A 26,165-nucleotide genomic window follows, 5' to 3' on the forward strand; every position below is an offset into this window, starting at 1 on the left:
GATCCCGGACTATCGGCCGTTAAGACCCTCGCACGCCAGGACCGGCTCTCCTGGCGGATATCCGGGCGCATCGGTTCGTGGTCAATTCCGACCATCCCGGCCCGGACCTGCACGATCTCGTCCTGTCACGGCTATCTGGCCCGGGGCACCGCCCAATCATCGCCGTGCCGGGAACAAGGACATATCATGGCAGAAAAATCAGAAATCGATGCAGCTCCTCATCCAGTCGGACAAGATGGACATGATCGCGGTCAAGTCCCTGAGTGAGCAAGCGCAGCTCACTGGTTGCCTTTTTTTGGCCCTTCCGTCGGAAAGCAAACCGTCGCCAGCTGGCTTGGCCGGTTTTCCAAGGCACGCCTTGGGCCAAGCGCGGTATCACCCCAATGTATATTGACTTAGTTTCGCGATGCGTTTTGTGTCGAATCAAGGGGGATTCTACATGGTCGGTACTGCCAAGTCGTCCGCTGTTCTCTGCACGGCCAATGGTCGTTCGCATGGTCTCAGGCGGATGATCGGCCGCCATCGTGCGGCGACCGCGCTGATCGGGAGCCTGGCCGCGACGATCCTCCTCGCAACCCCCGCAGCAGCGCAGGACACGCATGGCGGGCGCGGCGGACAGGGCAATTCCGGCGGATCACCGGCGGGCGGCACGAGCAGCACCAGCGGCGCGGGCGGCGTGGGCGGCGCCACCAGCGAAAGCTATGAGGGTGCGGGCGGCGGCGGCGCTGGCGCGACCGGAGGGGCCGGCGGCAACGCCTCCGACGGCAGCCCCGGCGGCGCCGGCGGCGCGACGGCGGGCGCATCGGGCGGCGACGGTGTCGGTGGCGGGATCGGCAGCCGGGCAAGCGGCGGCGGCGGCGGCGCACACGGCGCGGTACTCTCCGGCGGGCCGGGCACCGCAGTTACTGGCGGCAATGGCGGCAATGGCGGCGGCTCGAGCGACGGCGATGGTGGTGGGGGCGGCGCGGGCGGCTATGGCGCAGTGACGACTGGCACCGGCACGATCTTCTTCAACAATGCGATCACCGGCGGCAATGGCGGCAATGGCGGCTATGGCTATTTCTACGGCGGCAGCGGTGGCGACGGTGGCATCGGCCTGCTGCTCACCGGCACCGGCGCCACGGTCTCGATCAGCGGCGCGGTCACCGGCGGCAATGGCGGCACCGCGGGCAACTTCGTCGCCTCCGGCTGCTGCGCCAATGGCAGCAACGGCGCCGGCGGTATCGGCCTTATCGGCAGCAACGTGGCCATCGTTCTCCACGCCACTGTAGGCGGTGGTCTGGGCGGCGACGGCGTCACCCGTGCCCTGGCGATGCGACTGGGAGGCACCAACCAGATCGCGCTTGCCAGCGGCTGGGGCCTGGTCGGTGGCATCGAGATCGCCGGCACCAGCCTCGAATTCGTGCAGGGCAACAACCAGACGCTGTCGAACGACATCTTGGGCGTGGGCAGGCTGATCAAAAGCAGCATCGGCAACCTGACGCTAAGCGGCAACAACAGCTATGCCGGGGGCACGGAGATCCGCGGCGGCACGCTCACCATGGGGAGCGCCAATGCGATGGGCACGGGCAGCGTCACGCTCAACGGCGGCACGCTCGACATCGGCAGCCAGACCGTCAATCTGAGCCGCGCAATCACTGGAACCGGCACCGTCAGCGCGTCCGGCAGCGGCGCGCTGGCCATCAGTCCCGGCGCGTCGGTGACCTTCGGCAGCGCCGGCGGCGCGATCACCTCCAACCTTCCCCTCAGCGTTGGCAGCACGAGCACCCTGACCCTGTTAGGCAACAACAACCTGACGGGCGGCATCGCCCTCTCCGGCCGGCTGGTGATCGGCGAGAGCGGCGCGGCAGGCGGATCGGGCAACACGATCACCAGTTCCGGCGCCGTGATCGACTATGCCGACAATGTTACCAGCGCCGCAGCGATCCTGCTTTCGGCCGACCCGACCAGGCTCGACGTGCTCGGCACGGGCGTGGCGACGCAGAGCGGAGCGATCTCGTCGAGCGCAGGCACGCACGGGATCGAGAAGATCGGCACGGGCACGCTGATCCTGAGCGCGGCCAACAGCTACACCGGGGCGACAATCGTCACTGCGGGCACGCTTGGACTTGCCTTAGACGGCGCCGCGGGCACCGGGGCGATCCAGCTGGCGAACGGCACGACGCTCCTTAACGCATCGTGCGGCTGCACGACACTCACGCTTGCCAACGCGATCCAGATTGCCTCGGGCGGCACAGCGACGATCGACACCGACGGCTACGAGACGGTGCTCGCCGGCAATATCACCGGCGGCAACCTGGCCTTCACCGACACCATCGGCGGGGGCACCACCTATCTCACCGGCACCAACAGCTATGGCACTACGCATGTCGCCGGCGGCGCGACGCTGATGGTCGGCAATGGCGGCACTACCGGCACGCTCGGCTCCGGCACGATCACCGTCGATGCGCTCGGCATGCTCGCCTTCAACCGCTCGGACACGGTGACGCTCGCCACCGCGGTGACCGGCGGCGGTTTCCTCGGTCAGTTCGGCAGCGGCACGCTGATCCTCACCGCGAACAACAACTATGCCGGCGGCACGATCCTCCAAAATCCTGGCGGCACCGTGCAGGTAGGCACCGGCGGCACTACCGGGTCGCTCGGCAGCGGCCAGATCGTCATGGGCGGCGGCACGCTGGTCTTTAATCGTTCGGACGACATCGCGGTCGCGGACGACATCGCCGGCAACGGCCTAGTCACCAAGCTTGGCGCCGGCACCTTGACGCTGAGCGGCGACAATAGTGGCTATGGGGGCGTGATCTCGATCCTCGCCGGCACGGTAGCCACCACCCAGACCGGGCTCGGATTCGGCGCGATCGAGATCGACAACGGCGCGCAGCTCACCGCGCTGGACGATGTCAACGCGCTCTATATGACGATCCTCTCCGGCGGCGCCACGATCGACACCGGCTCGCATTTCATCGCGCTGCTCGGCGACCTCGATTTCCAGGGCGCGCTCACCAAGACCGGCTCGGGCATGCTGGTCCTCGTCAACGCCTTCGGCTCCAGCACCGGCAGCGGCGACATCAACGTCGACCAGGGCACGCTCGCGCTGGTCAGCGACGGCGCGGCCGGCGCCGGCATCATCCGGCTCGCCAACGGCACCACGCTTCAGAACGCATCGTGCGGCTGCTTCGACCTCAACGTCGACAACGCGATCCAGATCGCGCTCGGCGGCATTGCGACGATCGACGGCGCCGATGCCAATGTGAACCTGAACGGCGCGATCAGCGGTGGCGACGTCCACTTCATCAACAGCGAAACCACGCCCACCTATGGCAGCGCATTCCAGCTCAATGGCGCGAACAGCTATGACAGGACGTTGATCGGCGCCAATACCGCGGTGATCGTCCATGATGGCACGCTGGGCACCGGCGATGTCGTGTTCGACGCCACGCCGTCCGACCCGGGCCTCCCGGCCGCGCTCGTCTTCCAGAACGCCGCCGATTACAGCTATGCCGGCACGATTTCCGGCGAGGGGATCGTCAGCATCGAAGCGGATCCGCTTGCGAGCGTGACCCTGAACGGATCGAACACCGGCACCGCCAGCTTCACCGGATCCGTCGAAGTGATGAGCGGCCGGCTGGCGATTAACGGCAATTTCGGCGACGTGGTGGCCAACGCCGCAACGATGACGCTCGATGGCGGCACGCTGGGCGGCAGCGGCACCTTCCATGGCAGCGTGGCCATCGGCAATGCCGCGCTCAATCCCGGCAACAGCCCAGGCACGCTCGCCATCGCCGGAAACCTGACGCTCGGCGGTGCCACCATCCTCAATTACGAGTTCGGCGCGCCAGGCACGGTGGGCGGTGCCAGCAACGACCTGGTCACTGTCGGCGGCAATCTGACGCTCGACGGCACGCTCAACACCACCGCTTCCGGCGCCGACTATGGCCCGGGCTATTACCGCCTGTTCAACTATGGCGGGTCGCTGACCGACAACGGTCTCGACATCGGCTCAATCGCCGACGGCCTGTCGGCGCAGGTGCTCACCAATATCGGGGGGCAGGTGAACCTGCGCCTGGGCGGCTCGCAGGCCATCCAGTACTGGGATGGCGCCGACATGGGCACGACCACCGGCGTCGCCGGCGGCGCGGGCACCTGGAGCGGCAGCAGCGCCAACTGGACCGGCCCGACCGGCTACGCGATCAATGACAGCTGGGAAAGCCAGGTCGGTGTGTTCGCGGGCAGCGCCGGCGGCACCGTCACCGTGGACGGCACACAGAGCTTCGAGGAACTACGCTTCGAGACCGACGGCTATGTGCTGAGCCCGATCGATAGCAACGCACGGCTGAACACGACCGGCGGCTTCTCGATCGTCGACGTCGCGAGCGGCGTCACCGCCGATATCGGCGTGGTGATCCAGGGCGGCGCCGGCATCGACAAGATCGGCACCGGCACGCTGATTCTCTCGGCGGCCAACGCCTATAGCGGTGCGACCGATATCGCCGCGGGCACGCTGCGGCTGGGCATCGACGACGCGCTGACTGATCCGACCGCCCTCACCATTTCGTCCGGCGCCGCGCTCGACCTCAACGGCTTCTCGACCCATATCGGCTCGCTCGCCGGCACGGGCGCCGTGATCCTCGCCGGCGGGCGGCTCGACATCGGCTACAACAACAGCTCGACGATCTTCGGCGGCACGGTGACGGGCGCTGACGGCGGCACGTCCACCTTCACCAAGAACGGCAGCGGCACGCTGACCGTGAGTGGCTCCATCGTCCTGGGCAATGGCGGCGGCGTCTCGAGCTCCTTCGCACAGGTCAATGCCGGCACGCTGCAGATCGGCGGCACCGGCAGCCTGAGCGCGGACCTGATCCAGAATTTATCGACGATCGAGAATAGCGGCACGATCACTGCCTATTCCAATTTCCAGGCCTTCAGCACCCTGACCAACAACGCCACCGGCGTGATCGACGGTAACGTCCAGAATTTCAGCACCCTCGACAATTACGGAACGATGGGTTCGCTGCAGTCGCACGGCGGCACCGCGACAAATTACAGCACCGGCGTGATCAACGGCAACGTCCAGACCTTCGCCAACTTCATCAGCACCGGGATCATCAACGGTTCGATCAGCAACTTCTCCACCGCCCTGGTCGAGAACCAGGTCAATGGTGAGATCGGCAACTTCCAGGTTGGTGCGACGGTAACGCTCACGGCGGCGGTCACCGGGATCACCAATTATCAGGGCGTACAGGGCGCACTGTTCGATCTCGGCGGCTTCAGCACGACGGTCGGTGGGCTCAGCGGTGCGGGCACGATCCAGTTGGGGAACGCCACGCTTACCGTGGACAACGCCCTTGCCGCTTCGTTCGATGGTGAGATATCGGGCAGCGGCGGGCTGACCAAGGCCGGCACGGGCACGCTGACGCTGGTCGGCGCCAGCAACTATGGCGGCAATACCGTGATCACCGGCGGCACGCTGATGCTTGCCGACGGCGCGACGATCGGCGGCGGCGCAATTTCGAACAGCGGCACGCTCGCCTTTGACGGCATGGCTGACCGTAGCTTCGGCAATATGATCACCGGCAATACCGGCATCGTCATCAAATCGGGGAGCGCCCTGCTGAGCCTGACCGGCACCAACAGCTATGGCGGTGGTACGCAGGTCCATGCCGGCACGCTGGGCTTCGACAACGGCTCCGCGCTGGGCAGCGGCCAGGTGCAGCTCGCCGACGGCACTGCGCTGCGCAACCAAGGCGGCGCGTCGGCGCTGGCGAACGCCATTACGGTGAGCGCCGGCGCCGCCACGCTCGAAGGCGTTGGCGGATCGAGCACCGTGCTGAACGGCGCGATCAGTGGCGGCGATGTCCGCTTCGCGGTTTCGGGCGCAGGCACGGCGAGCTTCACGCTGGGCAGCGCCAACAGCTATGGCGCGACGGCGATCGGCACCGGTGCGACGCTCAATATCGCAGGAGGAACGCTGGGAAGCGGCGAGGTGACGCTCGAATCCGCAGGCTCGACGCTCAACTTCGCCAATGGCGGCAATTACACCCATGCGGGCGTGATCTCGGGCAATGGCCAGATCGGCGTGAACGTCGCCGCGGGCGCCACTTTGACCCTGTCGGCCTCGAATAGCGCAACGCAGAACTTCACGGGCACCGTGACGGTCAACAGCGGCCGGCTCGCGCTGAACGGCGATTTCGGTGATGTGGTCGCCAACGATGCGAACCTGACGCTCAACGGTGGCATGCTCGGTGGCAGCGGCACCTTCCATGGCAATGTCAGCTTCGGCAGTGCCTCGCTCAATCCGGGCAACAGCCCCGGCACCCTCGACATCGCCGGCAATCTGACGCTGAGCGCGGCCACCACCCTCAACTATGAACTGAGCCAGTCCGGCGTGGTTGGCGGCAGCGTGAACGATCTGGTCAATGTCGGCGGCAATCTGACGCTCGACGGCACGCTCAACGTGACCGCGCTCGCCGGCTTCGGCGAGGGCTATTACAGGCTGTTCAACTATGGCGGCTCGCTCACGGATAACGGGCTGGCAATGGGCGGCTTGCCCGCCGGCTATGCCGCCACGCTGCGCACCAATATCGGCGGGCAGGTGAACATCCTGTTCGCCAGCAGTCCGCAGTCGATCCAATATTGGGATGGCAGCGACCTGGCCGGCGGATCCACAGCCACGGGCGGCGATGGAGGCTCGGGCAACTGGAGCGGCACCAGCACCAACTGGACCGCACCGACCGGCTATGGCGTCAACGGCAGCTGGCGCAGCCAGGTCGCAGTGTTCGGCGGCGCCTCGGGCGGCGCGGTGACCGTGCAGGGAGCCCAGGCCTTCCAGGAGCTGCGCTTCACCACAGGCGGGTATACGATCACGGGGACGACCGCGGCGGACGGGTTGGCGACGACGGGCGGCTTCTCGGTGGTCGATGTCTCCACCGGCCTGGGCGCCACCATCAACGCTTCTATCTCGGGCACCGGCGGCCTGACCAAGACCGGCACCGGCACGCTCAGCCTGGGCGGGGTGAACGGCTATACCGGCACCACCACGGTCTCGGCTGGCGCGCTCAACCTGCTCGCCGGCGGCTCGATCACCGGCAGCGTGGCCAACCAGGCGAGCTTCGCCAATGCCGGCACCGTGACCGGCGCGGTGCAGAACGACGGGACCTTCACCAACAGCGGCACCGTAACCGGAGCCGTGCAGAACAACGCCACGCTCACCAGCACCGGCACGCTCGCCGGCGGGCTGAACAATAACGGCGCCGCGTCGCTCGCGGGCACTGTCGGCACGGGACTCGCCAACAACGGCACTGTCACCTTCACTGGCACTGCGACGGTCGCAACGCTGCAGCAGGGCGCAGGCGGCGGCTTCAACCTCGCCGGCTTCGGCGTGTCGCTCGGCGCGCTGAGCGGTGCGGGTGCGATCACCCTGGGAAGCGGCGCGCTGAGCGTAGGTTCGGCGGGCGGCAATTCGTCCTTTGGCGGCACGATCACGGGCGCCGGCAGCCTGACCAAGACCGGCACCGGCACGCTGATACTCACCGGGGCGGCGACGTATACCGGCGGCACGACGATCGCGGGCGGCACGCTCCAGATCGGCAATGGCGCGACCACCGGCTCGCTTTCGGGTGCGGTCGCCAACAATGGCGTCCTCGCGATCAGCCGCAGCGACGCGGTGACGCTTGCCAATGCAATGTCGGGCACCGGCGGCTTCGTCCAGGCGGGCACCGGCACCACCACGCTGACCGGCGCCAACAGCTATTCCGGCGGCACACTCGTCTCGACCGGCCGCCTGCGCGGCGACACCGCGTCGCTCCAGGGCAATATCCGGATCGACGGTGCGCTGGAGTTCGCCCAGGCGGGCGCTGGGACCTATGCCGGCAGCCTCTCCGGCGCCGGCCTGTTCGACAAGACCGGAATCGGCACGCTGAGCGTCACCGGCAACAACGCGACCTTCACCGGCGCGACCAATGTGATCGCCGGCGGCCTAGCGCTCAACGGCCTGTTGTCGCGCTCGGTCATCACGGTTAGCAACGGCGCGACGCTGAGCGGCACCGGCACGGCGGGCGGCGTCATCCTGCAGAGCGGCGCGACGATCGCGCCGGGCAACAGCGTGGGCACCTTCAACGTCGCCGGCAATTTCCAGTTCATGACCGGCTCGCTTTACCTCGCCGAGGTTCAGGCCAGCGGCGCGGACCGGATCCAGGCCACCGGCACGGCGCAGCTGGCCGGCACGCTGCAGGTCATCAACCTAGGCGGCAATTACGGCATCAACAGCACCTTCGTGCTGCTCCATGCCGACGGCGGGGTGAGCGGCACCTTCGCTACCACCAACCTTGCCAGCTTCGGCTTGGCCTATCGCCCGAAGATCATTTACACGGCGAACGAGGTGCAGTTGCTCCTCGCGCCCAACCAGCTCTCCGCCGTGCTCGGCACCGGCGTGCCGCTGACCTACAACCAGACGAGCACGATTGCGCGACTGGACGCCGCCGTCGTCACCGGCGGCTATGACCCGACGCCGCTCGGCACGCTCTACAGTCTGGCGCCGGCGGCGATCCCCGCGGCACTCGACCAGCTCTCGGGCGAAATCTATGCGGACGCCACGCGCGCCGCGCTGGAAGACGAGCGGCTGGTGCGTGAAGCGGTGATCGGACGGCTCGCCGAGGCCGCCGATCTCGGCCTTGCCGGCAATGGCAGCTGGGGCCAGGCGATCGGCAGCTGGGGGAGCGTCGACAGCGACGGCAATGTCGCCGGTTATGACGTGAACCGCACCGGCTTCCTGATGGGCATCGATGCGGGCGACGCGACCGAAGAAGGCTCGTGGCGCGCCGGCGTGCTGGGGCAATATACCCGTATCACGGTGCCCGCCTCCGCCCGCGGCAGCCGCGCGACGATCGACCGGACAGGCGGCGGCTTCTATGCCGGCGCGGCGATCGGCGGCCTGCGCATCCGTACCGGCGCCACGCTGTCGGTGCTCGACCTGAAGGCACGGCGCACGATCGCGGTGCCGGGGCTCGACACCAGCGAGCGCGGCAAAGCGCGCGGCGTGATGCTCCAGACCTTCGCCGAGCTCAGCTATCGGATCGAGGCCGGCACCCACGGCTTCGTTGAGCCCTATCTCGCCGGCAGCGTCAGCAGGGTCAGCTTCGGCCGCTTCGCCGAGAACCCGGGACCGGTGGCGCTGATGGTCAAACGCCAGAAGACTGTCCTCGGCATCGCTGAGCTGGGCATGCGCGGCGAGCTCCCGCTGGTCGGCGGAGACAAGGGCGGGATCCGGCTGGGCGGCAATATCGGCCTGCGCGCTGCCTTTGGTGACCGCACCGTCAATCCGGTCATTGCGCTGGCGGCGGCGCCCACGCTGGGATTTAACGTCCATTCGGCGGCGATCGACCGGTTCGCGGCGGCGGCCGACCTCAACCTCACCGCGGACCTCAGCGACACGATGAGCCTGCGCCTTGGCTATAGCGGCGTGCTGGGCGGCAATGCCCGCGAACATGGCGCGCGCGCGACACTCAGCTTGAGGTTCTGAGTCACGGGCGCGGCCGGCCTCCTTTCAAGAGTGTTTCAACCGGCTAGGAGAGCGTTCACGAACACGCCGCGGGGGCTCCTGCGGATCGTGTCCTGGGTGCGGGATCGCCCTTGAGCGCTTGGGGGTTTCCCCCGATTGCGCGTTCGGGGTCCGGAGCGGGAAAAAGCCCGGATGGCACGCACTCCCCTCCTGCCAAGCGATCTCGGCCAGAAGCGGACGATCCTGGCCGCGGACCGCACGCTGATGGCGTGGATCCGCACTTCGCTTTCGATGCTGAGCTTCGGCTTCACGATCTACAAGGTGCTGCAGGCGCTGGCGGACCATAACCAGATCGCCAATTCGAACAGCCCGCAGCGCGTCGGCCTGTTCCTCGCCGGGATGGGCACCTTCACCATGGTGATGGGCACGATCGGCTATTGGACGACGCTCAGGGACTTGGAGCGCATCGATAAGTTCCGGCTGGGACGGCCGGTGCTGGTGATCGCACTCGTGATGTCCCTCGCGGGCATCGGGCTGTTCTGGACGATCGCTGCCCGGCTTGTCTGAACCCAAAACGGGCGCCCCAGCTGCCAGGACGCCCGTCAGGCACCAGCTCGGGCGTCGAATCCAAGCGGCACAGGGATATATGCCGGCGCGACTGTCGGGTTGAGGTCACGCCGGCACCGCGCGATCTGCGCGCGACATGCGTGTGGAGGCGAGCGGGGTGCGACGGAGGCCGAGGATCGGGCGACGAAGGCCGCCCGCTGGCCACAGGGCCTATTTCTTGCCGCCGCGCCAATAAAGCAGGCCGGCGACGATCGCGGCCGAGCCGATGCCGATCGCGGCGCCCATGCCGATCTGCTTGGCATCGGGCTTCCAGCGCTTCGTGGCTTCGACGATGTCCTTCACGGCCTGCAGCGCCTCGCTCCCCTCCTGATGGTCGTGGGGGGCCTCCTCGATCGGATAGGGCGACTGTGCTTCCGGCGGTTTGGGCGGGGTCTTGCTCATGATCTTCCTCTAGTGGCGCAAGCCTGAACGCGAGGCTAATGCGGCGGTTGCACCCAAAGATGCAAGCCGTCACAAGCCGGGAATGAACCCGCTTTACGCTCAAATGGGCACCACCATCTTCGAAGCGATGTCCGCACGGGCGCGCGCGACCGGGGCGATCAACCTGGGCCAGGGCTTTGCCGACGGGCGCGGGCCCGAGGCTGTGCTCGAGGCGGCGGGGAAGGCGGTGATCGAGAAATCGAACCAATATCCGCCGATGATCGGCCTGCCCGAGCTGCGCGGCGCAGTGGCGGACCATTATGCGCGCCACCAGGGGCTGAACCTCGCCGCCGAGGAAGTCGTGGTCACCTCGGGCGCGACCGAGGCGCTGGCCGCGGCGATCTTCGCCTGTGTGAGCCCCGGTGACGAAGTGATCTGCTTCCAGCCGCTCTACGACGCCTATGTGCCGCTGATCCGCCAGGCGGGCGGCGTGCCCAGGTTCGTGCGGCTGAGCCCACCCGAGTGGAAGATCGACAAGGCAGCGCTGGAGGCCGCCGTCTCGGCCAGGACCAAGGTGCTGCTGCTCAACAACCCGCTCAACCCCGCCGCGACGATGTGCAGCGCGGACGAGCTCGCGATGCTGGCCGACTTTTGCGTCTCCCATGACCTGATCGCGATCTGCGACGAGGTCTGGGAGCACGTCACCTTCGACGGCGCGCGGCACCTCCCCCTGATCGGCTTTCCCGGCATGCGCGAGCGGACGGTGAAGATCGGGTCGGCGGGCAAGATATTCGCGCTGACCGGCTTCAAGCTGGGCTGGATCTGCGCAGCCCCTGCCCTCGCCCGCATAATCTCCAAGGCGCACCAGTTCCTGACCTTCACCACGCCCCCCAATCTGCAATGGGCGGTAACGGAAGGGCTGGCGACGCAGGATAGCTGGGTGCAGGCGGCGCGGCACCGCTTCCAGCATGGCCGCGACCGATTGAAGGCAGGGCTGGAAGGCGCAGGCTTCGCGGTGCTGCCGAGTGCGGCGACCTATTTCCTGTCGGTGGACCTGACCGCATCGGGCATCGGCCTGGACGACGTGACCTTCGCCAACAAGCTGATCGACGAAGCGGGCGTCGCCTCGATCCCGGTTTCGGCCTTCTATGCCGAGGACGCGGTGACCAGCGTGGTGCGCTTCTGCTTCGTCAAGGAAGACGCGACTTTGGACGCGGCGATCGACCGGATCGTCGCAGCGCGCGGCTCCTTTGGCCGATAGATAGCCCCGCTTCGGCGCAACCAGGCAACTTCGGAGGATCGCTGCCCGTTAGCCGGCCGCGGGACATACTGGAGTTGTACCATGCGTAATATGAAGTTTCTCATGCGCGGCGCCGCGGTTGCCGCCATCCTGATCGCGACGCCGTCGCTTGCCCAGAGCCGTATCGACCGGGCACGCACCGCCGTCACCGAAGCCACTGCCAAGGTGGAAGCTGCCCAGACTGCCGGTGCCGACAAATATGCACCGGATGCCTATGCGCGTGCCGAGGAATCGCTCCGCACCGCCAAGGACCAGCTGGCGCGCGACCACCGCGATTCCACGATCAACGAAGCGCGCCGTGCCTCGAGCCTGGCCGACGCGGCGCTCGCCGAGGCCGAGCAGAACAAGGGTGCGCAGATTGCGGCCGAGCGCGACGCGCGTCGCGATGCCCAGGCGAGCGCGGCGGTAGAGGCGAGCCAGAAGGAAGCGGCGCAGGATGCCGCGGTGGCGGCGCAGACCGACGCCCAGGCCGCGAATGCGCGCGCCGATGTGGCGACCCAGGCGGCGCAGTCGGCAGCAGCCGATGCAGCGGCGGTGCGTGCGGCGGCGGCGACCCAGCCGGTCGCGACCACGATCGAGACCACGACGACCCAGCCGGTCGCCACGCGCAGCTATTCCTCGACGCGCAAGACCACGACGGTGAAGAAGGCCGCGCCGGTGAAGAAGACCAGCACTACTACGGTCTCGAAGCCGACGGCCACCACCACGACCAAGACGACGGTGACGACCGCGCCGCGTTAAGCGCGGTCAGATCTTCTCGATCACCCCGCGCTCGGTGATGTACCCCGTCACCAGCCGCGCGGGGGTCACGTCGAATGCCGGGTTGGCGGCGGGGGAATCGGTGACCCGAACGGTTACGATTTCCCCGTCCCCGCCAGGTCCACTCAGCTGGGTAAGTTCGTCGGCGCTGCGTTCCTCGATCGGGATGTCGGCGCCGCTTTCGGTGTTCGGATCGAAGGTCGTGTAGGGCAGCGCCACATAGAAGGGCACATCGTTGTCCGCGGCGGCGAGCGCCTTCAGATAGGTGCCGATCTTGTTGCAGACATCGCCGTTGCGCGTGACGCGGTCGGTGCCGACCACCACTGCATCCACCTGCCCCTTCATCATCAACAAGCCGCCGGCATTGTCGGCGATCACCGTATGCGGGACGCCGTGGTTGCGCAGCTCGAACGCGGTGAGCAGCGCGCCCTGGTTGCGCGGGCGGGTCTCGTCCACCCAGACATGGACCGGGATACCAGCATCGTGTGCGAGATAGATCGGCGCCGTGGCGGTACCGTAATCGACCGTCGCCAGCCAGCCGGCGTTGCAATGGGTGAGGATGTTGAGCGGGCGATCCGGGTTTTTGGCGTGAAGCTCGCGAAACAGCGCAAGGCCGTGCTCGCCGATCGAACGGCAAAGCTCGGCATCCTCGTCACAGATTGCGTCGGCCCGCTTGAAGGCGGCTTCGGCGCGCTCGCCCTCCGGAAGATCGGCGACTGCCGTGCGGACCGCATCGAGCGCCCAGCGCAGGTTGATCGCGGTGGGGCGGGTCTCATGGAGCTTTTCGTACGCTGCCTGCAGGCTGGCATCGCTCGGATCGATCGCGAGGGCCATCGCATAGCCATAGGCAGCGGTGGCGCCGATCATCGGGGCGCCGCGTGTCCACATCTCTCGGATCGCCACGGCGGCGGCATCGACGTCACGCAGCTCTACCCATTTCACTTCCCAGGGTAGCTTGCGCTGGTCGAGGATCACCACGCCCGTGCCGTCTTCGGTGCGGCGGATCGAGCGGGTGGAATGGCCTTCGAGGATCATGGCAACACTTCCGCGAAAGAATGGATATCGGCCGATCCGCCTTCGCGGTCGATCAGCAGCGCCTGGAGGCCGGCTTCCCGCGCCGCATCGACCTCGGCCGGCATGTCGGAGACGAAGAGCAGGTCGGACGGCGCGAGATCGAGCGCATCGACGATCTTCGTATAGGAATCGCTGTCGCGCTTGGGCCCGGTGGTGGTGTCGAAATAGCTGGTGAGCAACGGCCTGAGGTCGCCGGCGACCGAATGGCCGAAGATCAGCTTCTGCGCGGCGATCGAGCCGGAAGAATAGATGTGGACCTTGAGGCCGGCCCCGGTCCAGCGGCGTAGCGCCTCAGGCGTGTCCGGGTAAACATGGCCCTTGAGCGTGCCGTCCACATAGCCCTGCTCCCAGATCAGCCCCTGGAGCGTCTTGAGCGGGGTTTCCTTGCGGTCCTCGTCGATCCAGCGGATCAGGGTCGCGGCCGGGTCATCGCCCGGCACTTGCGTCAGGATCGGTGCGACGACTTCGGGATTGCCCGCAACGAAATCCGCCAAATGCGTGCGTGCATAGGGAAAGAGTTCGTCGGCAACGAAGCTGATGCTGCTGGTCGTGCCTTCGATGTCGAGGAGGATTGCTTTGGGGGTGTGGGTCATCTTTTTCCTGTCGTCATCCCCGCGATGGTGGGGACCCAGGGTTCCGGGCGACGTCGTTTTTGGCTCTGGATCCCCGCCTTCGCGGGGATGACGGGGAAGAGTTAGGCCTCAACCGGCTCATGCCGCGGAAAACGTTCGGCAATCTGGTCGCCGGTGAAGTTGGCGATCCAGCCATCGGCATTGGTGAACAGACGGATCGCCGTGAAGCGGGGCGAAGGCCCCATGTCGAACCAGTGGCGCGTGCCTGCCGGTACCGAGATCAGATCGCCCTCCTCGCACAGCACTGCGTAGACATTCTCGCCCTCGCGCAGCGTGAACAGCCCCTCGCCTTCGACGAAGAAGCGGACCTCGTCCTCCGAATGACGATGCTCGGAGAGGAACTTGGCGCGCAGGTTCGACTTCTCCGGGTGATCGGGGACCATGCGGATGACGTCGACCGATTGATAGCCATTCTCGGCCTTCAACCGCTCGACTTCGGGCGCGAAGGCTTCCAGCACGGCGTCCTGGTCCGAATCGGCGGCAAGCGGACGCGAGGGCCATTGCTCGAAGCGCACGCCGATCGGCGCAAGTGCAACGGCGATCTCCGCCGCGTCCCGGGTATCGATGCGCGGCGCGCCGCCCGCTTCGTCGAATATCCGCAGATGGGTCATCGTTTCCATGCCCTTTCGGCCAGTTCGGCAGCGATCAGCCATTCGGTGCCTTCGAGCACGCGTTCGGCCTCGGCCAAGTCCTTGCCCCAGGCGTAGAGCCCGTGGCTGCGGATGAGATAGGCGGGTGCGGCGTTTGGCGCCAGCAGCGCGAGACGGATCGCTTCCTCGATCACTGCCATGTCCTGGCTGTTGTCGACGATCGGCAGGCGGATCTCCGCCTCGTGCGTGGTGTTGCCCGGGAAGACCTTGAGCATCTCATGGCCGGCGAATACCCATTCGTGGGCATCCGTCGCGCGGCTCATGCCGACAGCCTCGGGCGAATGACCGTGGAGGACGGCGCCGACGTGCGGGAACAGTCGGTAGATCGCGAGGTGAAGCTCGGTCTCGGCCGAAGGCTTGCCGGGAGTGAGCCCCTTACCTTCCAGGTCCACCCGCATGATCCCATCGGGCGTCAGGCGGCCCTTGTGCCAACCCGACACGGTAACCGCGACGCTGCCATCGTCGAGGCGGATCGAGTAATTACCTGCGGTGGCAGGCGCCCAGCCGCGCGCGTCCAGCCGGCGGCCGACTTCGACCAGGCCCTGGGCAGCATCTTCGAACGACATCGTCATGGGAGCGGGCTTAGCCGATCCATGTGACAGGGAGACAACAGATTTATTCGGGTGCCGCCATCTCAGACTTCGTCATACTGAACTTGTTTCGGCATCCAACCAACCACCAGCGATGCCGCCTGCGGCACGTTGGACCCTGAAACACGTTCAGGATGACGATTGAATGGGGTGCGTGCAGGCTCCCTATTTGGAGCCGCGACGCCCGATCGGCTGGACGATCTCACGCGCCGGGCCGGTAACAAAGGTCGCGGGCTGCACCTCGGGTCGCGGGGCGTCGCCGGGCAGCGTCACCATGTTGAACGCCTCGCCGCCAAGATTGCGGGCATCGGCCATCAGCAGCGGGGTGGAGGGGCCCGAACGCTCGGGGTTCGTCACCGGCTCGTCCGTCACCATGACGTCGCCGCCCAGCTCGGTGAGCGTGTAGAGCTGCCTGGCGAAGGCCGCGGGAAAACGGATGCAGCCATGCGAGGCGGGATAGCCCGGCAAATGGCCGGCATGCAGCGCGATCCCATCCCAGGTCAGCCGCTGCATGTAAGGCATGGGCGCGTTCGAATAGAGGTTCGAGCGGTGGAACATCTTCTTCTGCAGGATGGTGAAGGCGCCTACCGGCGTCTCGTGTCCGTTCGAGCCGGTGGAGACCGTGCTGACGCCGACCAGATTGCCGCCGCGATAGATATAGGCGCGCTGGTCCGGGATGCTGACCACGATCGAGACCGGATCCCATTCGCTGGTGCTCGCCTTGATCAGCTGCGGCTGCTCGTACCACGCCCATTGCCCGTTGCGCAGCGCTTCGGGCGCGACCTGCATCGTGTCCGATGCGGCGACCTGGGCTACGGCAGGAGTGATGGGAAGAATCGAGGCCGAGGCCAGGAGAAGGACGGCAAAGGTGCCGGAACGCATCAAACAGCTCTCCGAATCACGAGCCAGGACGGCTCAGGGCGATTCCTTAACGAAATTAACCTAATTTCGTGCCGCTGCCGAATCGGAGATAATTCGGGTGTGCAAATCGCTGGCAATGTTCCGGATTTTGGCGAGCCTTCGGCGAACCGGGCAGAGGATGCGGCGAGTCGCTCAACTTGGGACAGATGTTAAGCAACGCGCTCACCATCTGTCTGATATAAAACTCCCTCAGGGGCAAAGTAGCGGGCATTTTGAATTCTATGCACAGTCTCGAGACGATTCAGTCGCGTCGCGCCTTGTTGAAGACGGCGCTGGTAATGGCGAGTGGCGCGGTGGTTTCAGCCTGCGCCTCGCGCACGATCGAAACCGCGATGGCACCGGCATTGCCGGCTCCCGTTCCGGTACCGGCGATCCCCAAAGCACCCGAAGTGCTCGCCGCCCGCACGCCGGGCGTGCCAGCGGGTATCCGCCCCGAACTGTTCAAGAAGGCCGTGGCGGCGCTCAACCGCCATTCGATGCGCATCCCCTCGCACGACCGGATCGCGATCGCGGATTTCGCCTCGCCCTCGTACAGCCCGCGCTTCTTCGTGGTGAACATGGGCTCGGGCCAGGTCGAGCGCTTCCTGGTCGCGCACGGCGTCGGTTCGGACCCTAATCACACCGGGCTGCTCCAGCGCTTCTCGAACGAAGTGAATTCGGAAGCGACCTGCGAAGGCGCGTTCCTGACCGCCGATTATTATGTCGGCAAGCATGGCGACTCGCAGCGCCTGCTCGGGCTCGACCCGACCAACAACAACGCGCTCGACCGCGCGATCGTGGTCCACTCGGCCTGGTACGCAAATGCCGACATGATCGGGAAGCACGGCAAGCTCGGCCGCAGCCAGGGCTGCTTCGCAGTGGGCGAGACCGAACTGGCCAAGCTGTTCGAGCGGCTCGGGCCGGGCCGGATGATCTACTCCGCCAAGGTCTAGTTCTTCGGCAGACCGGGCCCCGGGCCGGTGCCGCACGGGAAGGGCGGCGCCCAGCACGGATATCCGAAGCTGAGCTTCGTCGCGTAGCGCGCGATGGGCTTTTGCGGCCATGTGCCCGGCAGCATCACCTCCGCCTTTCCACTGCCCTTGGGCCAGGTGGCGATGCTGGGCGGCGTGACGCCGTACCATTGCGCATCGCCTTCGAACGGCCGCTTGAAGGCAATCGCCGTCACCCGGTCCCCCATCCACAGCTGGTGATAGTCCGCCGGGCTGCGCTGGGCACCCTTTGCATCCACCACAGCCGAGCGGGCGAAATAGATGTCCTGCCAGGGCGCATCTGGCGCGACAAAGGCGAGCGCCTTGGCGGGTTCCTGCGGCTCGGCCGGGCGCGGCACGATGCGAAAGCTGGCGAGCAGGACCAGCGCCACCACCACCACCAGCCCGCGCAGGTCGCGCCAGGTGAAGAGCAGCCAGGTGAACAGGGCCGCCATCGGGAACAGCCACTTGAAATAATGGGCGTTGAAGAAGCGCCACATGCCGCTGGGCACCAGATCGACATAGGCAAGCATCGTTGTCGTGTAGATCAACGCGGACAACGCCATGCCGAGGGCGAGCCAGCGCGCCGGTCCCTGCAGACGCCACACACCTAGGATCAGCCCGGCGGCACCCGTGAGCAGCCAGGGCAGTTCGCGCAGCAGGCCGGTCTCGCCGGGGAACCAGGGCGACGGATCGACGAGCAGGATGCTCGCCTTCCAGCCGAGATCGGCGAAGGCGAAGCCGTAATCGCCCGACAGGATCATATAGTCGGTGAGGCGCCAGCCATAGATTGCGAGATAGAGCGCCGCGTACGGCACGAACGCCGCGGCCGCACCGCCGATCGCCTTGCCGAGGTCGAGCCAGCGCTTCTCCATCAGCACGGGGCGCCAGAGCGCGAAGCCGCCGATCACGACGCTGATCACGATGTCCGCCGGACGGACCAGCGCGATCGCCATCAGCAGCGTACCGAGCAGCCAGGGCCGGCGCCGCTGGCCGAACATCATGTCGGCGGCCTCGGCGAAGGCGAGCCAGATGAACGCGGCGGACATCGTCGTCGTCCACGGCTCGAGCCAGAATTTGGAGATGCGCAGGTCGCCGATCGTCGCGGCGAGGAACAGCAGTCCCGCGGCGAAGCTCCCCACCCCGAAGCGCGCGCAGACCCGCCAGAAGCCCCAGAAGGCCGCGGCGTAACAGAGCAGGTTGATCGGCACGAACGGCGTCGGCGCCCAAGCGAAGGGCGCACCGGCGAGCGGATACAGCAGCGGGTACCAATGCAGGTCCGGGCTTAGATCGAAGCGCAGCAGCGCCTTGGCCGACTTCAGATATTGCTGCTGGTCATGCCAGCCGCGCCACCAGGGCCCCGCGGGCGCGAAGAACTTCAGGTTGATCTTGAAGACCGTATAGGCGGCGAAGACGACCATGACGGCCCGCACCGGACGATCGTCGAATTGGCGGCGGATCCAGTGGAGCATCGGGCGCCGGTAGAGGCTGTGCGGGGTTGGCACAAGCCGACCGGAGCGACTAGGGGTGTGACGTGATCGAAACATATCCGGCTGCAAGACGGAGACGATGAGCAAGTCCCACCCCTTTTATTCGATCCACCGCCAGGGGATGATCCGTGCGGGCGTCTGCACGCCGGTGACTACGGTGGGCGATCCGCGCGCCAATGCCGAGCAGACCATAGCGCTGGCGCGCGAGGGTGATGCGCAAGGCGCCGACCTGCTCGTCTTTCCCGAACTCAATGTCACCTCCTACGCGATCGACGACCTGCATCTGCAGGACACGGTGTGCGACGCGACCGAAGCGGGGATCGGAGCGATCGTGGCGGCCAGCGCAGACCTGACGCCCGTGCTGCTGGTCGGCGCGGCGCTTCGACGCAGCGGGCGGCTGTACAATTGCGCGGTCGCGATCTCCCGCGGGCGCATCCTTGGCGTGGTGCCCAAGTCCTACCTCCCCAATTACCGCGAATATTATGAGAAGCGCTGGTTCGCGCTGGGCGCGGGCCTTGCCGGGCTGGAGATCGACGTGGCCGGGCAGACCGCGCCGTTCGGCACCGACCTGATCTTCGCTGCCGAGGAGCTGCCCGACTTCGTCTTCCACGCCGAGATCTGCGAGGATTACTGGGCGCCCCTGCCCCCTTCGACCGAAGGCGCGCTCGCAGGCGCGCTGGTGCTGTGCAACCTCTCCGCTTCCAACATCACTATCGGCAAGGCCCGCGAGCGGGCGCTGCTGTGCGCGGCGCAATCGGCGCGGGCGGTAGCGGCCTATGTCTATTCCGCCTCGGGGCCCGGCGAGAGCACTACCGATCTCGCCTGGGACGGCCAGGGCATGATCCACGAGCTGGGCGAGCTGATCGCCACCACCGAACGCTTCGAGCTCACCACCGAAGTGGTGTGCGCGGACATCGACCTGGAGCGCCTCAGGCTCGAACGGATGCGCATGGGCACGTTCAACGACTGTGCCGCCGCCAATGGCGATCCCGAGACGCGTTTTCGTCGCATCACTTTCCAGCACCAGCCCGATTTTGCCAACAAAGGGCTGCTCCGCACGCTGCGCCGCTTCCCCTTCGTGCCCAACACCCCTGCCAAGCTGGAGGAGGATTGCTACGAGGCCTTCAACATCCAGGTGGAGGGGCTGCGCAAGCGGCTCGCCTCGACGGGATCGAAGCACCTCGTCATCGGCGTTTCGGGCGGGCTCGATTCCACCCATGCGCTGATCGTCGCGGCCAAGGCGATGGACCGGCTGGGCCGGCCGCGCACCGACATCCTCGGCTTCACCATGCCGGGCTTCGCGACCAGCGACGAGACCAAGTCCAACGCCTGGGCACTGATGGATGCACTGGGCGTGACCGGCGCCGAGATCGACATCCGGCCGGCCGCGATGACGATGCTCGAAGGCATCGGCCACCCCTTCGCCGACGGCGAGCCAGTCTATGACGTGACCTTCGAGAACGTCCAGGCGGGGCTGCGCACCGACTATCTCTTCCGGCTGGCCAACCAGCGCCAGGGCTTCGTGCTCGGCTCCGGCGATTTAAGCGAACTCGCGCTCGGCTGGTGCACCTATGGCGTGGGCGACCATATGAGCCATTACGGCATCAATGCCGGCGTGCCCAAGACGCTGATCCAGTATCTGATCCGCTGGAGCGTCCAGTCCGGCCAGTTCGCCGGGGAGGCCGCACAGGTGCTGACCAGCATCCTGAACACCGAGATCTCGCCCGAGCTGGTGCCCGCCGATGCTGACGGCAAGATGCAGAGCACGCAGGACCGGATCGGCCCGTACGAGCTGCACGACTTCTTCCTGCATTACACGATCCGGCACGGGCTGAAGCCCTCCAAGATCGCGTTCCTGGCCTGGCATGCCTGGAAGGATGCCCAGGCGGGACAATGGCCGATCGGCTTCCCCGAGGATGGGCGCCACCAGTACGACCTGGCGACGATCGCCAAGTGGCTGGAGGAATTCCTGTTCCGCTTCTTCCAGACCAGCCAGTTCAAGCGATCCGCGCTGCCGAATGGCCCGAAGGTCTCGGCCGGCGGCGCGGTGAGCCCGCGGGGTGACTGGCGCGCGCCTTCGGACGGGGTGGCGCGGCCGTGGATCGATCAGTTGAAGAGCAACCTGCCCTAAACGGTGCGATCCCCGCTCGACGGCCTGTTGCGCAGCTCTAAGACTGGCGTGCTGGCAAGGGGGATCACCGTTGGACGGGAATGCAGGCACGGCGCTGGGACTGGCGCCGTTCGAAACAGACTGGTTCCTGCCGGACTATCGGCCGGTGCGCTGCGGCGACAGGCAGATCCAGATCGCTCGCGGCGTGATCGCGCAGGGCTATTGGGGCCCGACCGTGTTCATGGCCGAGATGCCGGTGCTGCTGCGCGGCAGCGAGACCTGGATGTCGTGCACGCCACTGGAGGTTGAAAGCCAGACGATCGGGCTGGCGCTGGCGCGCGGGCATGTGGTGATCATGGGTCTGGACATGGGCTGGGCCGCTGCCGCGGCGGCGCTGAGCGAGGAAGTGACTCGCGTCACCGTGATCGAGCGCGACAGCTACGTGCTGGCGCTCCACGAGAGGCTCGACCTGTTCGCCCAGCTGCCGGAGCAGGCGCGGGCGAAGCTGCGCATCCTCCAGGGCGACGCGCTGGAATGGCGGGCGGATGTGCCGGTCGACCTGCTGATGCCCGATATCTGATTGCCGCTGGTGAGCGACGGCCGGGTGGAGGAAGTCCGCCGGATGCAGGCGAATGTGCGGGCCAAAGCGATCTATTTCTGGGGACAGGAGCTGGAGATCGCCCGCCGTGCCCGCGCGGCGGCGCGCGCGCTCGATGCCGAAGGGATCGAAGCGGTGATCGGCGATTTCGGCCTGCCGCTGGTCGGGCCCGGCTATCCCGGCCATGCCGCGCTGGTGGCGGCTGCAGCCCAGCGCTGGATGCGCGACCGTTGGCTGCCAATCCCCTGAAAACCAGGCATCACTGAAGCTTCCTTAACCACTGCGCGCCTAGGGTGCGCGCATGATCCGGGGGATCCGCCTGCTGCTGGCATTTTGCGGCGCCGCGCTAGTCGCGACGACGGCCCCTGCCCGCGCCCAGATATTTTCCGGCGAGACCGTCTCGATCACGGGCGATGCGCGCATCGTCGCGGCGGACGGCGAGACGAGCTGGATTGGCGGCGGTCTGGGCAAGACGCGTTTCGACGGCAGCGCGGACCGCGACCTCCAGGTCGAACCCCGGCTCGCCGAAGCCGACCTGATCTGGCAGCCGCGCTTCAGCTGGTCGCTCAGCGGCACGGTGGTGGCGATCGCACAGCAGGGGCAGGAGCATGCGGTGGACCTCAGCGAGGCCGCCCTCACCTTCAAGCCGATGCTCCCCGGCTCGGCCAGGCTGACCGTGCGCGCCGGGCTCTATTGGCCTGCGATCTCGCTCGAGCATTCGGGGCCCGAATGGGCAGTGACCGACACGATCACGCCGTCGGCGATCAACAGCTGGATCGGCGACGAGATCAAGACCGGCGGGGTGGAGGCGACGGTGACGGCGCCGCTCGGCGGCCAGCGCGTCGCGGCGACCTTCGGCGTGTTCGGGCTCAACGACACCTCGGGCACCTTACTCGCCTTTCGCGGCTGGGCGCTGCACGACGAGAAGGCGACCGCCTTCGGGACGCAGCCCCTGCCCCCGTTGCGCGGCATGATGGCATCGGTGCAGGCGCCGGTGACGCGCCCGGTGATCGAGATCGACAACCGACCGGGCTGGTATGCCAAGCTCGGCTGGTCGCCGACTTCGAGCTTCGAACTGGAATATTTCCACTATGACAATCGCGGTGATCCCGAGGCGGTAACCGATACGCTGCAATGGGGCTGGCGGACGCGGTTCGACAATCTCGGTGCGCTGTTCACGTCCGGGCCGCTCACGCTGAAGGCGCAGGCGATGCAGGGGCGCACCGAGATGGGCTTTCCCAGGCCGGATGCGCGCTGGGTCGATACCAGCTTCCGTGCGGCCTATCTGCTCGGGACCTGGGCCTTCGCGCGCGGTTCGGTGTCGGCGCGGCTCGATGCGTTCGGGACGCGCGGCGAAGGCAGCGTGCTGGGCGCGCCGAGCTCGGAGGATGGCTGGGCCGTAACGCTGGGCGGCCGGCGCGAGATCGGCAGGCACCTGAGCCTGCTCGCCGAGTTCCTGCACGTCGACAGCACCCGGCAATATCGCACCAATCTGGGCCTCGCCGCCCGCCAGCGGCAGAACCAGTTCCAGCTCGCGCTCCGCGTCCACCTTTGAACAACGGCTTGTTTACGCGGGCTTGCTAGGGAAAGCTGATGCGATCGCTATTTGCCTGTTCCGCCCTTGCGCTTCTCGGCGCCGCTGCTCCGGCCCCGCCGCCGGCCGCGGGGCTCACCGTCTATGTGCGCGGGCCGGGCAACCAGCCGATCCGCGACGCGGTGGTGACGCTGCACCTGGTCGGACGCGCGACGCCGCCGGCCCAGGGTGGAGGCGACTTCCAGGTCGATCAGAAGGACATCCAGTTCCACCCCTTCGTGCTGGTGGTGCCGGTGGGCGCGAGCGTGTCCTTCCCGAATCTCGACCCGGTGCGGCACCATGTCTATTCCTTCTCGCCGGCCAAGAAGTTCGAACTGAAGCTCTATGCCAAGGAACAGGCGCGCACCGTGACCTTCGACAAGGCCGGGATCGTCGCGCTGGGCTGCAATATCCATGACCAGATGAGCGCGTTCATCGACGTGGTCGACACGGCCTATGTCGTGAAGACCGATGCGACGGGAAATGCCGTGTTTGCCGACCTGCCCGCCGGCCAGGTGAAGCTCGACGTGTGGCATCCCTATCTGCGCGCGCCGGGCAACATGGTCTCCAGCCAGGTCGCGGCGGGCGGAAGCCAGACGGTGAACGTCACGCTGCGCACGCCGCCGCGGATGACCGGGTCGAGCCATTATTGAGATGAAGCTCCGCCTGCCTCGCTTCCGCCATCTGCGGACCAAGCTGACCGTGCTCTATGCCGGGCTGTTCGGGCTCGCGATGGCGTGCGCCTCGATCGTGCTGTTCGCGATCGTCGAGCGCAATGCGACGCGGCAGGTGGAAAGCGAACTGGTGGCGAGCGGCACGGTGTTCGACCGGCTCTGGGCCCAGCGCACCGCGCAGCTGGGCGGTGCCGCGGGGCTGGTGGCACGCGACTTCGGCTTCCGTTCGGCGGTGGCGACCAATGACGGCGAGACGATCGGATCGGCACTCGACAACCTGCGCCAGCGCATGGGCGTGCCGATCGCGTTCCTGATCCGCGCAGATGGCCACGTGGTCGGCCTGTCCAATCCGAGGGCAGTCGCGGATGCCGGCAAGCTGTGGCAGGCGTTCGATGCCGGCGAGATGACCGGCGTGGTGGAGCTGGACGGCGCCGCGCGCCACGTCATCGCGACGCCGATCCTGGCGCCCGATCTGCTCGGCTGGGTGGTATTCGCGACCAACCTGGATGCGGCCGAGATGCAGGGGCTGCAGCGCCTCTCGTCGATCCCTATCGAGGCGGCGGTGTTCCAGCACCGCGCCGACGGCTGGTTCAACGCCAGCCGGCGGACGCCCGCGGATGCCGCCATCGCGTCGTTCATCGCCCAGGCGGTGGACGATGGCGACAAGCCGTCCAACGTGACGACGCCGCAGGGTACTTCGGTGGCGCTCGCCAAGCCGCTGCCGGTGCTGGCCGGTGCGCCCCAGAGCGTGCTGGTGATCCGCTATCCGCTCGACAAGGCGCTCGCGTCCTATCGCCAGCTCCAGCTCGCCATTGCGCTGACCGGCCTGTTCGGGCTGTTGATCACGATCCTCGCCACCTGGCGCATGGCCCAGTCGATCACCCGGCCGGTGACGCTGCTGAGCGCGGCGGCCGAGCGGCTCGCGGCAGGCGCCGAGGCGGTGGTTCCGGTGGAAGACAATGACGAACTCGGCCAACTCGCCGAGACGTTCAATCGCATGGCCGCCGGCATCGCCGAGCGCGAGCGGCGCATCACCCATCTCGCCTTCAACGACGTGCTGACCGGGTTGCCCAACCGGGCATTGTTCCAGGAGCATCTCGAGCTCGAGCTCAAGAGCCGCGAGCGCAATGGCGGCACGATTGCGCTGCTTTGCGTCGACCTGGACGACTTCAAGTCGATCAACGACACGCTCGGCCATCCGATCGGCGACGAACTGCTGCGCCGCGTCTCGGAGAATCTCGCCGCCGCGATGAGCAAATGCTTCATCGCGCGGCTGGGCGGCGACGAGTTCGTGATCGTCGCCGAACCCGAGGATGCCGAGGAAGTCGAGCGCATTGCCCGCAAGGCGCTGGCGACGATCGAGATGCCGGTGGTGATCGAAGGCAATAGCGTGACGACGGGCGCGAGCATCGGCATCGCCCTGGCCCCCCATGACGGCGAGGACGCGCGCACGCTCCACAAGAATGCGGACATGGCGCTGTATCGTGCCAAAGAGCTGGGCCGGCGGACCTTCAGCTTCTTCGAGGAATCGCTCAACGAACGCGCCCAGGCACGGCGCAAGATGGAGAGCGACCTGCGCGTCGCGATCCAGGAGGGGCAGTTCGAGCTGTATTTCCAGCCGCTGTTCGACCTGTCGAGCAACCGCATCGGATCGTTCGAGGCACTGCTGCGCTGGCACCACCCCGAGCGCGGGATGGTCTCGCCGGTCGAGTTCATTCCGACTGCCGAGGACACCGGGCTTATCGTCGAGATCGGCGCCTGGGCGCTGCGCGAGGCCTGCGCGCACGCGGTGCGCTGGCCCGAGCATGTCCGTGTCGCGGTCAATGTCTCGTCGGTGCAGTTCCGCCGGCCGGGGCTTTCGGAAGTCGTGCTCCAGGCACTGCTCGCCAGTGGGCTCGATCCGCGGCGGCTGGAGCTGGAGATCACCGAATCGATCTTCCTCGAAGGCACCGACGCGACGCTGAAGGTGCTGCATTCGCTGCGGGCGCTCGGCGTGCGGATCGCGCTCGACGATTTCGGCACGGGCTATTCGTCGCTCAGCTATCTGCAGAGCTTCCCGTTCGACAAGATCAAGATCGACCGCTCGTTCATCCAGGACCTGCTGACCCGGCCCGGAGCGACGGCGATCGTCCGCGCGATCACCGACCTGGCGCAGGCGCTGGGCATGGAGACGACCGCCGAGGGCGTGGAGGAGAGCGACCAGCTCGCCGAACTGCGCAATCATGGCTGTTCATCGGTGCAAGGCTATCTATTCAGCCGACCGATCAACCCGCGCGCAGTGACCCAATTGCTGCGCGATGAGAATCCCGGCTGGCAACACCAGCGCGCAGCGGGATAATTGCGACT

Annotated in this window: 18 protein-coding genes; 11 read left to right on the forward strand and 7 right to left on the reverse strand. The window is 67.0% G+C overall.

Annotated features, from left to right (window positions below; genetic code table 11):
• Window positions 1–439 precede the first annotated feature (439 nt).
• Together AC1RPL_RS03160 and AC1RPL_RS03165 are read left to right on the forward strand one after the other, a co-directional pair.
• Window positions 440–9,514 carry an autotransporter-associated beta strand repeat-containing protein gene (locus AC1RPL_RS03160; RefSeq protein WP_493067799.1) on the forward strand — a complete coding sequence of 3,025 codons (9,075 nt, stop codon included), beginning with the start codon at window positions 440–442 and terminating at the stop codon, window positions 9,512–9,514.
• A 171-nt stretch (window positions 9,515–9,685) separates the two neighbouring features.
• A complete protein-coding gene (locus AC1RPL_RS03165) occupies window positions 9,686–10,060 on the forward strand; it encodes a YidH family protein (protein ID WP_493067800.1) in 375 nt (124 codons plus the stop codon).
• Window positions 10,061–10,270: 210 nt separating this feature from the next.
• Here the strand turns inward: AC1RPL_RS03165 and AC1RPL_RS03170 are convergent, their stop codons facing one another.
• Complete coding sequence (locus AC1RPL_RS03170; RefSeq protein WP_493067801.1) at window positions 10,271–10,501, reverse strand: hypothetical protein; 231 nt, start codon at window positions 10,499–10,501, stop codon at window positions 10,271–10,273.
• 82 nt (window positions 10,502–10,583) lie between these two features.
• Between AC1RPL_RS03170 and AC1RPL_RS03175 the strand changes: the two genes are divergently transcribed.
• Complete coding sequence (locus AC1RPL_RS03175; RefSeq protein WP_493067802.1) at window positions 10,584–11,741, forward strand: aminotransferase; 1,158 nt, start codon at window positions 10,584–10,586, stop codon at window positions 11,739–11,741.
• Window positions 11,742–11,822: 81 nt separating this feature from the next.
• A complete protein-coding gene (locus AC1RPL_RS03180) occupies window positions 11,823–12,521 on the forward strand; it encodes a hypothetical protein (protein WP_493067803.1) in 699 nt (232 codons plus the stop codon).
• 6 nt (window positions 12,522–12,527) lie between these two features.
• On the opposite strand, the gene mtnA is transcribed toward AC1RPL_RS03180, so the two are convergent.
• The 5 genes from mtnA to AC1RPL_RS03205 all read right to left on the reverse strand — a co-directional run bounded on the left by mtnA (window position 12,528) and on the right by AC1RPL_RS03205 (window position 16,367).
• Window positions 12,528–13,574, reverse strand: a complete 1,047-nt coding sequence (gene mtnA / locus AC1RPL_RS03185) for an S-methyl-5-thioribose-1-phosphate isomerase (protein WP_493067804.1) — start codon at window positions 13,572–13,574, stop codon at window positions 12,528–12,530.
• Window positions 13,571–14,206 carry an acireductone synthase gene (gene mtnC / locus AC1RPL_RS03190; RefSeq protein ID WP_493067805.1) on the reverse strand — a complete coding sequence of 212 codons (636 nt, stop codon included), beginning with the start codon at window positions 14,204–14,206 and terminating at the stop codon, window positions 13,571–13,573. The genes mtnA and mtnC overlap by 4 nt, the downstream gene beginning before the upstream one ends.
• Window positions 14,207–14,307: 101 nt before the next feature.
• On the reverse strand, window positions 14,308–14,856 hold the full coding sequence (locus AC1RPL_RS03195) for a 1,2-dihydroxy-3-keto-5-methylthiopentene dioxygenase (RefSeq protein ID WP_493067806.1): 549 nt from the start codon (window positions 14,854–14,856) through the stop codon (window positions 14,308–14,310).
• Window positions 14,853–15,467 carry a methylthioribulose 1-phosphate dehydratase gene (locus tag AC1RPL_RS03200; protein ID WP_493067807.1) on the reverse strand — a complete coding sequence of 205 codons (615 nt, stop codon included), beginning with the start codon at window positions 15,465–15,467 and terminating at the stop codon, window positions 14,853–14,855. Before AC1RPL_RS03200 ends, AC1RPL_RS03195 begins: the two co-directional genes overlap by 4 nt.
• A gap of 183 nt (window positions 15,468–15,650) precedes the next feature.
• On the reverse strand, window positions 15,651–16,367 hold the full coding sequence (locus AC1RPL_RS03205; RefSeq protein WP_493067808.1) for a L,D-transpeptidase family protein: 717 nt from the start codon (window positions 16,365–16,367) through the stop codon (window positions 15,651–15,653).
• Between the two features lie 260 nt (window positions 16,368–16,627).
• Here AC1RPL_RS03205 and AC1RPL_RS03210 point away from each other — a divergent pair, with 260 nt between their 5' ends.
• Window positions 16,628–17,338, forward strand: coding sequence for a murein L,D-transpeptidase catalytic domain family protein (locus AC1RPL_RS03210; protein WP_493067809.1), 711 nt, complete (start codon window positions 16,628–16,630; stop codon window positions 17,336–17,338).
• Here AC1RPL_RS03210 and AC1RPL_RS03215 read toward each other — a convergent pair.
• Window positions 17,335–18,846 carry a hypothetical protein gene (locus AC1RPL_RS03215; RefSeq protein ID WP_493067810.1) on the reverse strand — a complete coding sequence of 504 codons (1,512 nt, stop codon included), beginning with the start codon at window positions 18,844–18,846 and terminating at the stop codon, window positions 17,335–17,337. The two genes, AC1RPL_RS03210 and AC1RPL_RS03215, sit on opposite strands and share 4 nt — an antisense overlap.
• Before the next feature lie 97 nt (window positions 18,847–18,943).
• On the opposite strand from AC1RPL_RS03215, the gene AC1RPL_RS03220 reads away from it, so the two are divergent.
• From AC1RPL_RS03220 to AC1RPL_RS03245, 6 genes are all read left to right on the forward strand, one after another.
• Complete coding sequence (locus AC1RPL_RS03220) at window positions 18,944–20,995, forward strand: NAD(+) synthase (RefSeq protein ID WP_493067811.1); 2,052 nt, start codon at window positions 18,944–18,946, stop codon at window positions 20,993–20,995.
• 70 nt (window positions 20,996–21,065) lie between these two features.
• Entirely contained in the window at window positions 21,066–21,554 is a 489-nt protein-coding gene (locus AC1RPL_RS03225) for a hypothetical protein (RefSeq protein WP_493067812.1), read from the forward strand.
• A gap of 9 nt (window positions 21,555–21,563) precedes the next feature.
• Entirely contained in the window at window positions 21,564–21,821 is a 258-nt protein-coding gene (locus AC1RPL_RS03230; protein ID WP_493067813.1) for a hypothetical protein, read from the forward strand.
• A gap of 52 nt (window positions 21,822–21,873) precedes the next feature.
• Window positions 21,874–23,127 (forward strand): porin family protein, encoded by a 1,254-nt coding sequence (locus AC1RPL_RS03235; protein ID WP_493067814.1) that lies wholly within the window; start codon window positions 21,874–21,876, stop codon window positions 23,125–23,127.
• A gap of 38 nt (window positions 23,128–23,165) precedes the next feature.
• On the forward strand, window positions 23,166–23,798 hold the full coding sequence (locus AC1RPL_RS03240; protein ID WP_493067815.1) for a methylamine utilization protein: 633 nt from the start codon (window positions 23,166–23,168) through the stop codon (window positions 23,796–23,798).
• A 1-nt stretch (window position 23,799) separates the two neighbouring features.
• On the forward strand, window positions 23,800–26,157 hold the full coding sequence (locus AC1RPL_RS03245; RefSeq protein ID WP_493067816.1) for a putative bifunctional diguanylate cyclase/phosphodiesterase: 2,358 nt from the start codon (window positions 23,800–23,802) through the stop codon (window positions 26,155–26,157).
• The last annotated feature ends 8 nt before the right edge of the window (window positions 26,158–26,165 follow it).

This window comes from Sphingomonas sp. GW821-FHT12D09 (assembly GCF_058807215.1).

What these genes read in the sequence shown, in the direction of transcription:
- AC1RPL_RS03220 (WP_493067811.1), top strand. Translation starts at nt 18,944, where the DNA reads ATGAGCAAGTCCCACCCCTTTTATTCGATCCACCGCCAGGGGATGATC.
- AC1RPL_RS03165 (WP_493067800.1), top strand. Translation starts at nt 9,686, where the DNA reads ATGGCACGCACTCCCCTCCTGCCAAGCGATCTCGGCCAGAAGCGGACG.
- mtnA (WP_493067804.1), bottom strand. Translation starts at nt 13,574, where the DNA reads ATGATCCTCGAAGGCCATTCCACCCGCTCGATCCGCCGCACCGAAGAC.
- AC1RPL_RS03160 (WP_493067799.1), top strand. Translation starts at nt 440, where the DNA reads ATGGTCGGTACTGCCAAGTCGTCCGCTGTTCTCTGCACGGCCAATGGT.
- AC1RPL_RS03235 (WP_493067814.1), top strand. Translation starts at nt 21,874, where the DNA reads ATGATCCGGGGGATCCGCCTGCTGCTGGCATTTTGCGGCGCCGCGCTA.
- AC1RPL_RS03170 (WP_493067801.1), bottom strand. Translation starts at nt 10,501, where the DNA reads ATGAGCAAGACCCCGCCCAAACCGCCGGAAGCACAGTCGCCCTATCCG.
- AC1RPL_RS03175 (WP_493067802.1), top strand. Translation starts at nt 10,584, where the DNA reads ATGAACCCGCTTTACGCTCAAATGGGCACCACCATCTTCGAAGCGATG.
- AC1RPL_RS03195 (WP_493067806.1), bottom strand. Translation starts at nt 14,856, where the DNA reads ATGACCCATCTGCGGATATTCGACGAAGCGGGCGGCGCGCCGCGCATC.
- AC1RPL_RS03200 (WP_493067807.1), bottom strand. Translation starts at nt 15,467, where the DNA reads ATGACGATGTCGTTCGAAGATGCTGCCCAGGGCCTGGTCGAAGTCGGC.
- AC1RPL_RS03240 (WP_493067815.1), top strand. Translation starts at nt 23,166, where the DNA reads ATGCGATCGCTATTTGCCTGTTCCGCCCTTGCGCTTCTCGGCGCCGCT.
- AC1RPL_RS03210 (WP_493067809.1), top strand. Translation starts at nt 16,628, where the DNA reads ATGCACAGTCTCGAGACGATTCAGTCGCGTCGCGCCTTGTTGAAGACG.
- AC1RPL_RS03205 (WP_493067808.1), bottom strand. Translation starts at nt 16,367, where the DNA reads ATGCGTTCCGGCACCTTTGCCGTCCTTCTCCTGGCCTCGGCCTCGATT.
- AC1RPL_RS03180 (WP_493067803.1), top strand. Translation starts at nt 11,823, where the DNA reads ATGCGTAATATGAAGTTTCTCATGCGCGGCGCCGCGGTTGCCGCCATC.
- mtnC (WP_493067805.1), bottom strand. Translation starts at nt 14,206, where the DNA reads ATGACCCACACCCCCAAAGCAATCCTCCTCGACATCGAAGGCACGACC.
- AC1RPL_RS03215 (WP_493067810.1), bottom strand. Translation starts at nt 18,846, where the DNA reads ATGCTCCACTGGATCCGCCGCCAATTCGACGATCGTCCGGTGCGGGCC.
- AC1RPL_RS03245 (WP_493067816.1), top strand. Translation starts at nt 23,800, where the DNA reads ATGAAGCTCCGCCTGCCTCGCTTCCGCCATCTGCGGACCAAGCTGACC.